Raw genomic sequence first — 14,274 nt, 5'->3', positions numbered from 1 at the left:
CATGGCCATGCAGCTTTTTGTTTATTACCGCATTCCCAAGGCTGACATTGCTCAGGGACTGGCTTGCGCGGGCGAATTGATCAAGGCGCTCGAGGGCGAAAACCTGGGCACCGCCAAGTTGTACCAGCGTGAAGAAGCAGACAAGCCCTATTTCACCTTGATGGAGGTCATTGAGCCTGCGCCAGTTCAGTCAAAGCAGATTGCAGATTTCTGCGAGAAGGTGCAGGAACTGGCCAAGCGCAGTTTTTCAACTTTTGAGAACCCGCCTGCCCGACACACAGAAATTTTCAGCGAAGTAATTGTGGGGGCAGCCAAGCCATGTGCATAGCAGCCTTGGCCTTGGGTGTTCACCCGGTTTTTCCATTCATTTGCGTGGCCAATCGGGATGAATTTCACAACAGGCCCACTGCCCCACTGCAAGTCTGGCCCGTACCCGGCGGCTTTGTGCTTGCCGGCAAGGATTTGCAATCGGGTGGCAGTTGGTTGGGCCTGAGCAGCAAAGGTGAGTTTGCCCTGTTGACCAATGTGAGAAACGCAGCGCTAAACCTGCCGGCAACGGCGCCTTCACGGGGTGAGTTGGTGCTCAGCGCTATTGAGAACGGCCAAGGGCCTACGGAAGAAATGTCGTTGAACTATGCCGGGTTTAATTTGGTTCATGGCAATTTGAATACGCTGACAATTCATTGCACCAGTAATCAGGGCCTCAAACTGAACAATGGTGTGCCATTTTCAGTGCTTCTGGAACCTGGGATTTATAGCGTGTCGAATGGGCACTTGGGTGCGCCTTGGCCGAAAACCCGACGACTTGAGGCTGGCTTGGAACATCAGCTTGTTCGACTGAACAACAGCAACACTGATCGCCGTCATTTCGAGCAGTCATTGCTTGAATTACTGGGGCACACCGGGTTGGCTGAAGACACTGAACTGCCCTATACAGGAGTGCCGCACGAGTGGGAGAAAATGCTGTCGGCTGTGAAAATTGTGTCGCCGCTGTATGGCACCCGTTCAAGCGCCGTGATCTTGATGGACACGAAAAAGATCGTGCAGTTTACCGAGATTACATTCAATCCGGCCGGTGATGAAACCGGCCGGGAAACACTTCAAATTCAAATCACTTCGTAGTCCATGCACTGCCGGGCACTGCGCACTTCCCCAATGAAGCTCTTGATGGCTTCATGCTGGGGGTGAACCTGGTAAGCGTCCAGCGCGGACTTGTCCTCAAACGTGGAATACAACACCACATCGTAGGTGCACTCAAGGCCGGAGCCGCCCAAACCTACTTCAAAGTCCACAATACCGGGCACGATGTCGGCGCAAGCCATCAGCTTTTCCTTCACCAGTTCCATGTTGCGGGCCTTGGTGTTGCCAAGGGCTTCATCTTTCAACTGCCAGAATACGATGTGCTTGATCATTGAACTTCTCAAAAAAAATTAATTGGGCAACTTGTAGTCCTTGAATTGCTCGCGCAACTTCAGTTTCTGGATTTTACCAGTTGCGGTGTGCGGCAACTCGTCCACAAACGCGACATCGTTTGGCAAACAGTACTTGGCCACCTTGCCCTCATAGAAATTCAACAACTCATCCCGCCCCACTTCGGCGCCGGGCTTGCGCACCACCACCAGTAGCGGACGTTCATCCCACTTGGGGTGATACACGGAAATAACCGCAGCCTCGTGGACTGCCGGGTGGGCCATGGCCACATTTTCCAGCTCGATTGAACTGATCCACTCGCCGCCCGACTTGATCACGTCCTTGCTACGGTCGGTGATCTGCATGAATCCTTCGTGGTTGATCTTCGACACATCGCCTGTGGCGAACCACTTCTTGCCGTCCTTGTCGGTCGTGAATGCCTTGGCCCCTTCACCACCGTAGTAACTGTCGATGACCCAGTGGCCCCGCACCAGCAAATCGCCAAAGGCTTCGCCATCCCATGGCAACTCCTCGCCATCGTCGCTGACAATCTTCATGTCCACGCCAAAAATGGCTGTTCCCTGCTTCTGCATGATCTTCTGTTTCTCTTCCAGCGATAAGTCCGCGTGTTGCGCCTTCAGGCGGCACACCGTCCCCAGCGGTGAAAGTTCGGTCATGCCCCAGGCGTGGATCACCTCCACACCCAAATTGTTCAGGGTCTTGATCATGGCTTCGGGTGCGGCTGAACCACCAATCACGGTGCGGTTGAAATGGCTGAATTTCAAACCGTTTTGCTGTACGTGGTTCAACAGGCCCAACCACACCGTGGGTACACCTGCAGAAAAATTCACTTTCTCGGTTTCCAGCAGTTCGTAAATGGATGCACCGTCCAGGGCTCCGCCAGGCATCACCATTTTCGCGCCTGTCATCAAGGCAATGTAAGGGATACCCCAGGCATTCACATGGAACATGGGCACCACCGGCAAAATGGTGTCGCGGCTGCTAAGGCCCAAGGCATCGGGTGTACAAGCCGCCAAGGCATGCAATACAGTTGAACGGTGAGAATACAGGGCACCCTTGGGGTTACCTGTGGTACCGGAGGTATAACACAGGCCGGAAGCCGAGTTTTCATCCAGAACGGGCCACACATACTGGTCTGAGGCGTCTTTGATCAAGGCCTCGTAATTCAGGCAACCTGCCACGGCCGGCTCGGCGGGCATGGCTTGTTCATCGCACATTTGCACCCATCGCTTCACGGTGGGGCATGCCGCTGCAACGGCTTTGACCAGGGGCGCAAAAGTACTGTCAAAAAACACCGTGGTGTCTTTGGCGTGGTTGATGATGTAAACCAGTTGTTCAGGAAACAGGCGCGGGTTCAACGTGTGCACCACCGCACCCATGCCGGATACGGCGTAGTAAATTTCAACGTGCCTGTAGCCATTCCAGGCCAGGGTTGCGATGTTTTCACCCCGCTGTACTCCAAATTCTTCCAGCGTGTTGGCCAGCTTTTTCGCGCGCTTGGCCACCTCACCGTAGGTAGTTCGATGAATGTCGCCTTCCGTGCGACGCGACACAATTTCACCATGCGGGTGGTGCCGCTCTGCATGTTCCATCACCGATGAAATCAACAGGGGCATATTCATCATCAAACCTTGCATTTGCCTACTCTCCTCCAGGTCAATCGTCTGTACGCGTGAATTCCCCGACTACAATGGTGGGGCTATTTAACGAAACTATACTTCAGGACCGAGCCTTGTTTCATAATCACGATTCTATTTTGGTTCAAGAATACGCAAGTTTGGGCAAGCCCTACCTGGCCGAAGTGCCCACTACTGCGTTGCGAACTCCACCGACGATGCTTCATCTGAATGAAGCATTGGCGCTTGAGGTCGGCTTGAATGTTGAACAGCTTGCCTCCACGCAGGGAATTGATGTGCTTTCAGGCAACGCACCCTGGCCTGGATACACCAGCAAAGCCAGTGTGTACTGTGGCCACCAATTTGGTGTGTTCGTGCCGCAATTGGGCGACGGGCGTGCCCTGCTGATTGCCGAGGTGCGCAAGGCAAGCCAGTATCGGCAACTTCAGTTGAAAGGTGCTGGGCCCACGCCCTACTCCCGCCATGCCGATGGCCGCGCCGTGCTGCGCTCTTCCACACGTGAATACCTCGCGTCTGAAGCAATGCACGCTTTGGGCATTCCGACCACGCGGGCGCTTAGCCTGACCGCCAGTGCCGACCCGGTTTTTCGGGAAACCACGGAAACAGCCGCCATTGTGTGCCGTGTCAGCGAAAGCTTCATGCGCTTTGGTCACACCGAATTTTTTGCCTACACCAACCAGTTGGACGCACTGCGCAACCTGTTGACTTGGCACATCGAGCAACACCACCCTGAAATTGACCTTGGCGACACCGACGCCAGCTTTCAAAACGGATTGCTTGAATGGCTGAATGTCGTAGTAGCGCGCACAGCGCACATGGTGGCCAAATGGCAGGCAGTGGGGTTTTGTCACGGCGTCATGAACACCGACAACATGAGCCTGCTGGGCTTGACCATCGATTACGGCCCTTATGGCTTTGTGGATGGGTTCGACATTGACCACATCTGCAACCATTCCGACCACCAGGGCCGATACAGTTATCGCAACCAACCCAGGATTGCACACTGGAACCTGTATGCGCTGGCGCAGGCCGTAAGCACCTTGCTGCCCGACGGCAAGGAAACGCTGCAAGGCCTGCTGGATGGCTTTGCAGATGTGTTCCACGAGCAGCACAGCAGCCTGTTTGCACACAAGCTCGGCTTGCTGATCGAGCAAGGTGAAACTGTGGACACATTGATTGAAAATACCCTGAAGTTCATGCATGAACACACGCTCGACTTCACCCGTTTCTTCAGATCGATTTCCGCATTGAACCCATCCGCCAGCGTTGAGCAGAATTTCGCAGCCTGGCAGCAAAGCCCCTTCTTTACATTAAGCTTGGGCGAGGAAGCACAGGTGGAAGGTGCAAAAATCTGGCTGGGCCAATGGCTTGCAGTAGCCGGCAAGTCCACCGTGCCGCTTGCCGATTGGCGCAATCAGCTTGACCGCACGAACCCGGCCTTTGTGCTGCGCAACCATTTGCTGCAGAAAGCCATTGAACAGGCAGAGCACGGCAATTTCGCTGAAGTGAACCGATTGTTCATTGCCTTGTCTGATCCCTACCAAGTCGATTCAATGCCACCCGAATTCATGGCTGAACCGCCTGATTGGGCCAAATCGCTGGTACTCAGCTGTTCGTCTTAAGGAGACACCAAAGTGGTTGAAAAAGTATTAAAAACAGAGGCACAATGGCGCGAGGAACTGACCCCGACCAGTTTTGAGGTAACTCGCAAAAAAGGCACCGAGCGTGCCTTCACCGGTCAGTATTGGGACCACCATGAGCCTGGTATTTACCGCTGTATTTGTTGCAGCACCCCACTGTTCGCGTCTGACACCAAATTTGATTCAGGCTGCGGCTGGCCCAGTTATTTCGCCCCACTGAACCCGGACAATGTGGAAGAACACATAGACCGCAGTTACGGCATGACGCGCACTGAAGTGACCTGTAAAATATGCGATTCGCATTTGGGTCACGTGTTTGAGGACGGACCAGCGCCAACGGGCCTGCGCTATTGCATCAATTCGGTCAGCCTTGCGTTCGAACCTTTTGCATCCGACTCTTCGGCATAACCCCACTACCACCACCACATGAAACTGTTACTCGACTTCTTACCGATTGTTCTATTCTTTGTCAGCTTCAAATGGGCGGGCAGCAACCCGGAACAGGCGCAATCGCTTCTGGAACCCGTTCTAAACAGTATTTCAAATGCGGAAGTGCAAACGGCCCAGTTGCCCATTCTACTGGCCACTGTGGTCGCCATACTGGCAACGGTTTTGCAGATCATTTACCAAAAGTCCACCGGCAAAAAAGTGGAAAACATGCAGTGGATTGGCCTGATCCTGATCACGGTTTTTGGCGGCGCTACCCTGATTCTTCAAAACGAAACCTTCATCAAATGGAAACCCACGGTGTTGTATCTCGCGATGGCAGCCGGTTTTTTGATAGCCTACGCGTTCAAGCGAAACCCCATTGAACTCATGATGAAAGGCCAGGTTGAACTACCTGCCCATGCGTGGGTGAATTTGTTGTGGGCTTGGGTCAGCTTTTTCGTGGTGATGGCCGTTTTGAACATTGCTGTGGCCTACTCCTTTTCCACCGATGTCTGGGTCGACTTCAAACTGTTTGGCTCACTTGGAGCAACACTGGTTTTTGTCTTTGGCCAAGGGTTTTACATGTCCAAGCACATGAAACAAAACAGCGAGGCCAAGTAAAACCATGGTCACCAGTGAAGACATTAAAAAACGGCTTGAATCCGCCCTGGACGCGGTGGTTGAAGTGACCGATGAATCGCACCTGCATGCAGGTCACGAAGGTGCGAAATCAGGTGGGCGACATTACCGGGTCAAGCTGAAGTCTGCCCGGTTCAATGGGCTGAGAACTTTGGCGCGCCATCGTCTCGTGTATGATGCTTTGGCAGAATGGATGAAAAAAGAAATCCATGCTTTGGCCATTGACTCCACAGAGGACTCCCTTGAAGAGAACTCTTGAGACGCATCTCGGGACAGCAGCCAGAAATATCGTATTAACTCTGAGACACAAGGTTATTTTGTTATGTTTAAAACCACATTGAAAGCAACTTGTCTGGCCGCCGTATTGGTTCTGGGCAACCCCGTGCATGCACAAAACGCAGCCATGGTGAATGGTCAGTCCATCCCTAGCGCCTTGGTTGATTTCATCATGGCCGAGCAGGAAAAGCGCGGACAGGCGGCATCACCGGAAATGCGTGCAACCATTCGTCAGGAACTGATCAATCAGGAAGTGATGAAGCAGGAAGCCGTCAAGAAAGGCTTGGGCAGCAACCCTGAAGTGAAATACCAGGTTCAAATGATGAACCAGGCCATTTTGGCCAATGCCCTGCGTGAAGATTTCTACAAAAACACCAAGCTGACCGACGCTGAAGTACAAAAAGCCTACGCTGAAATTGCAAAAATGATGGGCGGCAGCGAGTTCCGCGCCAGCCACATTCTGGTTGAAAAAGAAGACGAAGCCAAATCCATCATTGACCAGCTGGGCAAGGGCGGCAAATTCGAAGAGCTGGCCAAGAGCAAGTCCAAGGACCCAGGTTCAGCCCAAAATGGCGGCGATCTGGACTGGGCCAACCCCAACAGCTTCGTACCCGAGTTTTCCCAAGCCATGGTCGGCTTGAAAAAAGGCGAGTATACAAAAACACCCGTGAAGAGCCAGTTTGGTTACCACGTGATTTTGCTGGCGGATACACGCCAGGCTACAGCCCCGAAACTGGAAGAAATTCGCCCACAACTTGAACAGAAAATGATCAACGACAAGTGGGAAGAGTATCAAGGCAAGCTGCTGACCAGCGCAAAAATCAAGTAAGCAAATCAAGTACCTGCTGTCGTTTTCTAGGGCAGCATTGTGAAAAAGCCGCCGAACTTCAACAGTTCAGGCGGCTTTTCTTATTCTGGTTTGCTTATTGCAAGCGTTCAGATATTGGTGATGCGGTCAATAGCCGCCTGGTACATATAAGTTTGTCGCAGGCTTGCCCAGTCCAGCAAAGGGCCTGACAACAAGCGGCTCAAGCGGCGGTCCCGTACCTCCCTGTTTTCAAATGCTTCCGGTATCGGATTCTCGACAAGGCTGGCAATGTCCTCGAAATTGTTGCACACCAATACGGCATCACAACCCGCTTGAAGAGCCGCACTGGCGCGAGCGTGGATGTCGCCCTCCCCGTGCGCCCCCACCATGTCCAGGTCATCGCTGATAACTGCACCGTCAAAGCTGAATTGAACTCGCAAAACATCCTGAATCCAGAAACTGGAGAAACACGCCGGTTTGCTATCCACTTCCGAATAGACAACATGGGCCGGCATGATACTGGCCATGTTCAATGTGGAATTCAGTTGATAAGGCAATGCATCCACTTTCAAAATTTCGCTCAATGGGCGACTGTCCTGTGGCAAGGCAAGGTGGCTGTCCAGCTTGACCCAACCATGGCCAGGAAAATGTTTGCCGCAGGCTTGCATGCCGGCCAATGCCATGCCATTCATCAGGGCTGATGACAACCGCGCCACCATGCGTGCGTCTTTGCCGAAAGAACGGTCACCAATGATCTCGCTGTTGCCCCAATCCAGATCCAGCACCGGAGCAAAGCTCATGTCAATGCCACAGGCCCGAAGTTCAGCGGCCATCACAAACCCAGCTTCACGCGCCAGGGACATGGCATCGTCGAAATCCACTTCGGCACGCTGACCAATCTGTTTCATCGATGGAATGGCGGTAAAACCATCCCGGAACCGCTGCACTCGGCCACCTTCGTGATCAACGAAAACCGGTTTGTTCTGCCCACCATTTGCACGAATTGATTGAACCAGATCAATCAGTTGCGCCTTGCTTTCAAAGTTGCGCGTGAACAGGATGAGACCACCCACAGCAGGGCTTTTAATGCGCGCAATGTCTTCTTCAGACAAAGTCAAACCGGTTAAACCGATGATGAATGGACCTAACATGGTGAGTGAATTCCTTATTCTAAATTATTGTTTTTGAATATAAAATTACTGTTGACATCACATAGTGCTGCTCATCACTAATGGAGACTTTGGCAAAAGCCCTTCGGGATTCCAGCCAGCCGCTTAGCCGCTCGGAATAACTCAACAAGGGTCGACCAAGCTCATCGTTCAACACCGACAAATCCTGAAAGGAAAACTGCGCACCAATTCCTGTTCCCATGGCCTTCGAAAATGCTTCTTTCGCACAAAACCGCGTTGCGACATACAATCGGCCTCTATTGTCGGATTTAGCGGAACGGTTTTCAAACTCCGCCTGCTCTTGCACAGTGAGAACCCGTTTCACAAATCGAGCCTTGTCGTTGCCCAATAAGCCATCCAGTCGTGCCAGTTCAAGAATATCGCAGCCCAAGCCAAAAACATCGTCAATCATCGCTTATCTCGCAGCTAAACCAGCACCAAACCAGCACTATCTTGGCCTTATCGCTTCCAGCTTTGCAGTCACCATCAACTCTTTCATTTTCTTGATGGCTGCTTCCCATCCCATGAACACCGAATTGGCTACAATGCTGTGCCCGATGTTCAGTTCAGCAATGGTTTCAATCGCAGCAATCGGTTTGACATTGTCGTAGTTCAATCCGTGCCCTGCATTCACACGCAAACCTTCTGCTGCCCCGAAATTTGCGGCCTTGCGTATTCGGGCAAGCTCGTACTCGAATGTGGCTGTGTTTGCATGGGCGTAGCTTCCTGTGTGCAACTCGATTGCATCTGCACCGCATTTCAAGGCGGCTTCTATCTGATTCATATCTGGATCAATGAACAGGGATATACGCATGCCTTGGTCTTTCAAACGCGCAACAGCAGGTGCGATCAAATGAAATCCGCCAATCACATCCAAACCACCCTCTGTTGTCACTTCCTCGCGACGCTCAGGTACAAAACATACGTCTTGGGGTTTCACTTCCTCGACAAGACGAATCATCTCCTCAACCACCGCACATTCAAAATTCATTCTTGTGCTGATCATGGGTCGGATGCGTCGAACATCATCATCCTGCATGTGTCGGCGGTCTTCGCGCACATGCACGGTGATTGCATCTGCACCGTATTCTTCAGCAAGCAACGCAGCCTTCAAGGGATCAGGCTCATGCCCTCGCCTTGCCTGCCGAATTGTGGCCACGTGATCAATGTTTACGCCGAGTTCAATCATGTTCTTAACAAATGCTCCATCCAGACTCTTGACATCAAACCATTGGGGGCAACATGGGTCATCAACAATTTTCGGGTAATCGGCTTTAGCGCACTGGAAGCGGCTTTGGACCAAATTCCTTCCTGAATTTCAGCAATCCATTGACCTTGGACTACTTGTTCAACGCTACCGTTCTGCAAATTGTTTACATTTCCCCCGACTGAGGGAATCCATCCATGTTGGTCCAACCACACATACTCTAGGGCTGGCTCAATGGCCTCTCCCTTTGCATCATAGGCCCAATCCAGGCCGTATCCGAAGGCCTGTAACAAGCCTACTTCAAAACGCCGAATGCACACATTCATGTCTTCTCCTTCAGACAAACCCAACAAGGTTTGCTGATAAAGATCAAACAGTTCAGGGTGTGCATCTTCCCGGGTCAAGCCCCGCATCAACAGTTCATTGAGATAGTAAGCCGCGAACAAGGCCTTTCCATCGGGCGACATTAATCCACCCAGCCACTCAGCCTGTGTCAGTGTTTTGACGTCCGACTTGCCGGAAAAACGAACAGACAGCGGTTGAAAGCTCACAAGCACGGCACGCAGGGCCGAATGGGGGCGCTTTGCCCCCTTGGCGACCACTGGCATTCGCCCATGCTCCCTGCAAAATAACTCAACAATAAGACTTGTTTCCTTGTATGGCACACTGTGCAACACATAGGCCAGGTCGGAACCAGATCGTGGGTTATTCATACCCCAGGCTTTGCAGCAAACTGGCGTTGTCGGCCCATCCGCTGCGCACCTTCACCCAGGTTTCAAGGTGAACACTGCCGCCGAACAGGCGCTCCATGTCCTGCCTAGCTTCAGAACCGATCCGCTTGAGCTTTTCACCGCCCTTACCAATAATCATCGCCTTGTGAGAAGACCGATCAACCAGAATGGAGGCGTGAATAACCCGGCGCCCTTCTTCAATTTCAAACTTGTCGATCACCACTGTGCAGGTGTATGGCAATTCGTCGCCAACCAGTCGAAACAGTTTTTCCCGAATCCGCTCGGCCGCCAGGAATTTTTCTGGGCGGTCCGTCAGCGTGTCTTCATCGTAGAAAAAAGGTTGTTCGGGCAACAAAGCCGACACCGCCTCTTTAAGGCTGTCCAGGTTCTTGTTCGTTTGCGCGCTCAAGGGCACGATGGCATCGAAATTACGCTGCCCGCTTACCTTATGCAGGAAAGGAAGCACCTCGTTTTTCTTCTCCAGCAGGTCAACCTTGTTCACCACAGCCACAAGAGGCACGCCTTTGGGGCAAAGCTCAAGCACTTTCATGTCGGCTGGTGTCAACTTGCCCTGCTCAATCACCCACAAGATGACATTCACATCAGCCAAAGCAGTCAATACCGCGCGGTTCATGGTCTTGTTCAGCGCGTTCGAGTGCTTGGTCTGAAAACCAGGGGTGTCGACGAAAATAAATTGTGTGGGCACTTCTTTCACTGTTTCAGTCATCACACCCAGCACACGGTGACGTGTTGTCTGAGGCTTGCTGGAGGTGATCGACAAGTGTTCGCCAATCATGCCGTTCATCAGGGTTGATTTGCCCACATTGGGCCGCCCAACTACCGCAATGACGCCACATTTTGATTCGGCCATGTTCATTGCCTCCTGCTGGCTTGATTGGGGTCTGAATACTCCCGCTCAAGCAATTGAATAAGTACCGCTTGCGCGGCATGCTGTTCGGCGATTCGCCGTGAATGGCCTTGGCCCAACTTGACTATTTCAAGGTCCTGAACCGCGCATTCCACGCTGAATTCCGGACTGGCTGAAGTGCCCCCTTCCACCAAAACCGTGTAAACAGGCAACCTCAGTTTTTTACCCTGAAGCAGTTCTTGCAAGCGGGTTTTGGGATCTTTTCCCATGGATTCCACAGGAGTTTCAAGCATCACAGGCTTTAACAGCCGAATGACACAATCCCGTGCCGCTTCAAAACCTGAATCGAGAAGAATGGCCCCGAACAAAGCCTCCAGGCCATCGGCAACAATGCTGTCCTTGATGGTGGCTGCGCTGCGCAATTCGCCAGCCCCCAGTGAGAGATACTTCTCAAGTGAAAGGCTGCGACCCACCATGGCCAAACAATCCTGCTTGACCAAGTGCGAGCGCACCCGGGACATCTTGCCTTCGTCCATGTCGGGATGTGTCTGATACAACAAAATGGACGCTGCACAGTTCAAGACACTGTCACCGAGAAATTCAAGGCGCTCGTTGTGCTGGCTTGAAAAGCTGCGGTGGGTCAAGGCGACCCGGAGCAAGTCGGGGTTGCTGAACTCATACCCCAGCTCGGCTTCAAGACGGGAATACCTGGAACGGTCCATGAACAATCTCCTGCCCTGTCCTAGTGAAACAGGCCGATTCGGGAGAAGTCATTGAAGTTCATCCAGACCAGGAACGCTTTGCCAACAACCTGTTCGTCCGATACGAAGCCCCAGATGCGGCTGTCACTTGAGTTGTCGCGGTTGTCGCCCATCATGAAATAGTGGCCTTGGGGTACTTCGCAACGGAAACCATTGACGTCGTATTTGCAATTGTCACGGTTGCGGAATGACTGCGCACCAATTACAAAAGGTGGCGCTTCTTCGTCATTGATCACCAAGTGCTTTTTACCACCAAGCTCTTCCTGAAATTGTAGTGAATACGAGAAATTGTTGGGGTCGTAATATTTGTCCAGCTCGGTCACGGGCAATGGTTTGCCATTGATTGAAAGCTTCTTGTTCCTGTATTCGACAACGTCACCACCCACACCCACTACACGCTTGATGTAATCCAGCGAAGGGTCTTGTGGATATCGAAACACCATGACATCGCCGGGTTGCGGGTCAGACAGGGGAATGATCTTCTTGTCGATGATCGGCAAGCGTATGCCGTAAGTGAATTTGTTGACCAAGATCAGGTCACCAATCAGCAAGGTTGGAATCATGGACCCGGAAGGAATCTTGAAGGGCTCAACAACAAAAGACCGCAACAGGAAAACAAACAGGATTACCGGGAAAAAGCTTGCACTGTATTCAAGCCACAGCGGTTGCTTCATGTGCTGGTGGCGAATGCGTCGAACTGCTTCATCGCTCAGGTTTGGATTGGTTGCGCTACCCTCCAAGGCCTGCTCGGCAGCAAGTCTTCGCTTGGGTTTGAATACCAACGCATCCAGAGCGTAGAAAAAACCGGTAAAAAGTACCAGCAAAAACAGGATCAAGGAAAAATTCATTGTTATTTGTCTTCCACCTGAAGAATGGCCAAAAATGCTTCCTGCGGAATTTCAACGTTACCCACCTGCTTCATCCGTTTCTTGCCCGCTTTCTGCTTCTCCAACAGCTTTTTCTTTCTGGAAATGTCACCACCGTAACATTTGGCCAACACGTTTTTACGCAACGCCTTCACCGTTTCACGCGCAATAATGTTCGCACCAATAGCCGCCTGAATGGCCACGTCAAACATTTGGCGGGAAATGATTTCACGCATTTTGCCGGCTACTGCGCGGCCACGGTAAATGGAGTTTCCACGGTGAACCATGATGGACAAGGCGTCTACCTTCTCGCCGTTGATCAGCATGTCCACTTTCACGATGTCGGCCTGCCGATATTCCTTGAAAGCATAATCCATGGATGCATAACCGCGAGAGGTCGATTTCAGCTTGTCAAAAAAATCGAGCACAATTTCAGCCATGGGCATTTCGAAGGTCAGGCGAACCTGACGACCGTGATAAACCATGTTGGTCTGGTTTCCGCGACGCCCAGTACACAAGGTCATCACCGAGCCCACGTACTCTTGGGGCATCAGCAAGTTCACGACCACAATCGGCTCACGAATTTCATCGATCTTGCTCAAGTCGGGCATTTTCGACGGGTTGTCAACACGCAAAATGGTGCCGTCCCGTTGCTTGATTTCATACACCACGGTGGGAGCCGTGGTGATCAGGTCCATGTCGAACTCACGCTCAAGCCGTTCCTGCACGATGTCCATGTGCAGCATGCCCAGGAAGCCACAACGGAAACCGAATCCCAGTGCCTGTGACACCTCGGGTTCGTAGTTCAGTGCTGCGTCATTCAGTTTCAACTTGTCCAGTGCTTCACGCAAGGCTTCGTACTGATTGGCTTCCACAGGAAACAGGCCTGCAAACACTTGCGACTGTACTTCCTTGAAACCAGGCAAAGGCTTGTCAGCCGGCTTGCCAGCCAGCGTCACGGTATCTCCCACCTTGGCACTTTCGAGGAGCTTGATACCGGCATTGATATAACCCACTTCACCTGCGGACAGTGAATCACGCGCGATCGACTTGGGAGTGAAAACACCCACGTCGTCTGCAATGTAGGTGTCGCCCGTGGCCATCAGTTTGATTTTGTCTTTGCGATTCAACACGCCGTTGACCACCCGAACCAGCATGACCACGCCCACGTAGTTGTCGAACCAACTGTCGATGATCAAGGCCTGCAAAGGCGCTTCGCGACTGCCACGTGCGGGTGGAACCTTCCGCACAATCAATTCCAGCACGTCTTCAATGCCCAAACCTGTTTTTGCGGAAATGGCAATCGCGTCGGACGCGTCAATGCCGATCACATCTTCAATTTCCGACTTTGCATTCTCTGGATCAGCCTGGGGCAAATCAATTTTATTCAACACGGGCAGCACTTCAACACCCAAATCAAGCGCCGTGTAGCAGTTCGCCACTGTTTGCGCCTCAACACCTTGCGAAGCATCCACCACCAGCAAGGCACCTTCACAGGCAGACAGGGATCGACTGACTTCATAAGAAAAATCAACGTGTCCAGGGGTGTCGATCAAATTCAGCAAATAGGTGTTGCCGTCTTTGGCCTTGTAAGTCAAAGCCGCCGTCTGGGCCTTGATGGTGATACCGCGCTCGCGCTCAATGTCCATGGAATCAAGAACTTGGGAGTCCATTTCCCGATCACTCAAGCCGCCACAGTTTTGAATTAGGCGATCTGCCAGCGTGGACTTCCCGTGATCAATGTGGGCGATGATCGAAAAATTGCGTATGTGCTGCATTTGCATCATTAAAAAGGGGGCTGCTCGGCCCCCT

At 52.2% G+C, this 14,274-nt stretch carries 17 protein-coding genes; 7 read left to right on the top strand and 10 right to left on the bottom strand.

Going from position 1 to position 14,274, the window contains the following annotated elements:
• The first annotated feature begins 1 nt into the window (after position 1).
• Together RGQ30_RS07870 and RGQ30_RS07865 are read left to right on the top strand one after the other, a co-directional pair.
• On the top strand, positions 2 to 328 hold the full coding sequence (locus RGQ30_RS07870) for a DUF4936 family protein (RefSeq protein WP_130556441.1): 327 nt from the start codon (positions 2 to 4) through the stop codon (positions 326 to 328).
• A complete protein-coding gene (locus RGQ30_RS07865) occupies positions 319 to 1,122 on the top strand; it encodes an NRDE family protein (protein ID WP_130556442.1) in 804 nt (267 codons plus the stop codon). Before RGQ30_RS07870 ends, RGQ30_RS07865 begins: the two co-directional genes overlap by 10 nt.
• On the opposite strand, the gene RGQ30_RS07860 is transcribed toward RGQ30_RS07865, so the two are convergent.
• Together RGQ30_RS07860 and RGQ30_RS07855 are read right to left on the bottom strand one after the other, a co-directional pair.
• Complete coding sequence (locus tag RGQ30_RS07860) at positions 1,107 to 1,412, bottom strand: Dabb family protein (protein ID WP_130556443.1); 306 nt, start codon at positions 1,410 to 1,412, stop codon at positions 1,107 to 1,109. The two genes, RGQ30_RS07865 and RGQ30_RS07860, sit on opposite strands and share 16 nt — an antisense overlap.
• An 18-nt stretch (positions 1,413 to 1,430) precedes the next feature.
• Complete coding sequence (locus RGQ30_RS07855; protein ID WP_130556444.1) at positions 1,431 to 3,068, bottom strand: 3-(methylthio)propionyl-CoA ligase; 1,638 nt, start codon at positions 3,066 to 3,068, stop codon at positions 1,431 to 1,433.
• 95 nt (positions 3,069 to 3,163) lie between these two features.
• Here RGQ30_RS07855 and RGQ30_RS07850 point away from each other — a divergent pair, with 95 nt between their 5' ends.
• The 5 genes from RGQ30_RS07850 to RGQ30_RS07830 all read left to right on the top strand — a co-directional run bounded on the left by RGQ30_RS07850 (position 3,164) and on the right by RGQ30_RS07830 (position 6,881).
• On the top strand, positions 3,164 to 4,690 hold the full coding sequence (locus RGQ30_RS07850) for a protein adenylyltransferase SelO (RefSeq protein WP_338284867.1): 1,527 nt from the start codon (positions 3,164 to 3,166) through the stop codon (positions 4,688 to 4,690).
• A 12-nt stretch (positions 4,691 to 4,702) separates the two neighbouring features.
• Entirely contained in the window at positions 4,703 to 5,116 is a 414-nt protein-coding gene (msrB, locus tag RGQ30_RS07845) for a peptide-methionine (R)-S-oxide reductase MsrB (protein ID WP_130556446.1), read from the top strand.
• 18 nt (positions 5,117 to 5,134) lie between these two features.
• Complete coding sequence (locus tag RGQ30_RS07840; RefSeq protein WP_130556447.1) at positions 5,135 to 5,758, top strand: septation protein A; 624 nt, start codon at positions 5,135 to 5,137, stop codon at positions 5,756 to 5,758.
• Between the two features lie 4 nt (positions 5,759 to 5,762).
• Entirely contained in the window at positions 5,763 to 6,035 is a 273-nt protein-coding gene (locus RGQ30_RS07835; RefSeq protein ID WP_130556448.1) for a BolA family protein, read from the top strand.
• 63 nt (positions 6,036 to 6,098) lie between these two features.
• Positions 6,099 to 6,881 (top strand): peptidylprolyl isomerase, encoded by a 783-nt coding sequence (locus tag RGQ30_RS07830; protein WP_130556449.1) that lies wholly within the window; start codon positions 6,099 to 6,101, stop codon positions 6,879 to 6,881.
• A gap of 107 nt (positions 6,882 to 6,988) precedes the next feature.
• Here the strand turns inward: RGQ30_RS07830 and nagZ are convergent, their stop codons facing one another.
• From nagZ to lepA, 8 genes are read right to left on the bottom strand one after another with little or no spacing between them, the layout of a single operon-like run.
• Positions 6,989 to 8,011 carry a beta-N-acetylhexosaminidase gene (gene nagZ / locus RGQ30_RS07825; RefSeq protein WP_298217254.1) on the bottom strand — a complete coding sequence of 341 codons (1,023 nt, stop codon included), beginning with the start codon at positions 8,009 to 8,011 and terminating at the stop codon, positions 6,989 to 6,991.
• A 19-nt stretch (positions 8,012 to 8,030) separates the two neighbouring features.
• Positions 8,031 to 8,441: a holo-ACP synthase gene (acpS, locus tag RGQ30_RS07820; RefSeq protein WP_130556450.1), complete on the bottom strand. Its 411-nt coding sequence runs from the start codon at positions 8,439 to 8,441 to the stop codon at positions 8,031 to 8,033.
• Between the two features lie 36 nt (positions 8,442 to 8,477).
• Complete coding sequence (locus RGQ30_RS07815; protein WP_130556451.1) at positions 8,478 to 9,218, bottom strand: pyridoxine 5'-phosphate synthase; 741 nt, start codon at positions 9,216 to 9,218, stop codon at positions 8,478 to 8,480.
• Entirely contained in the window at positions 9,215 to 9,949 is a 735-nt protein-coding gene (recO, locus tag RGQ30_RS07810; RefSeq protein WP_130556452.1) for a DNA repair protein RecO, read from the bottom strand. The genes RGQ30_RS07815 and recO overlap by 4 nt, the downstream gene beginning before the upstream one ends.
• Positions 9,942 to 10,838 carry a GTPase Era gene (gene era / locus RGQ30_RS07805; protein ID WP_130556453.1) on the bottom strand — a complete coding sequence of 299 codons (897 nt, stop codon included), beginning with the start codon at positions 10,836 to 10,838 and terminating at the stop codon, positions 9,942 to 9,944. Before era ends, recO begins: the two co-directional genes overlap by 8 nt.
• Positions 10,839 to 10,840: 2 nt before the next feature.
• A complete protein-coding gene (gene rnc, locus RGQ30_RS07800) occupies positions 10,841 to 11,557 on the bottom strand; it encodes a ribonuclease III (RefSeq protein ID WP_130556454.1) in 717 nt (238 codons plus the stop codon).
• 20 nt (positions 11,558 to 11,577) lie between these two features.
• Positions 11,578 to 12,444: a signal peptidase I gene (lepB, locus tag RGQ30_RS07795; protein WP_130556455.1), complete on the bottom strand. Its 867-nt coding sequence runs from the start codon at positions 12,442 to 12,444 to the stop codon at positions 11,578 to 11,580.
• Between the two features lie 2 nt (positions 12,445 to 12,446).
• Positions 12,447 to 14,240 carry a translation elongation factor 4 gene (lepA, locus tag RGQ30_RS07790; protein ID WP_130556456.1) on the bottom strand — a complete coding sequence of 598 codons (1,794 nt, stop codon included), beginning with the start codon at positions 14,238 to 14,240 and terminating at the stop codon, positions 12,447 to 12,449.
• Between the last annotated feature and the right edge of the window lie 34 nt (positions 14,241 to 14,274).

Origin of the sequence: Limnobacter thiooxidans, from assembly GCF_036323495.1 — a bacterium.
Taxonomy (GTDB): domain Bacteria; phylum Pseudomonadota; class Gammaproteobacteria; order Burkholderiales; family Burkholderiaceae_B; genus Limnobacter; species Limnobacter thiooxidans.
Note: the sequence above shows the minus strand (reverse complement) of the source record. Positions and strands in the feature narration are given on the sequence as shown.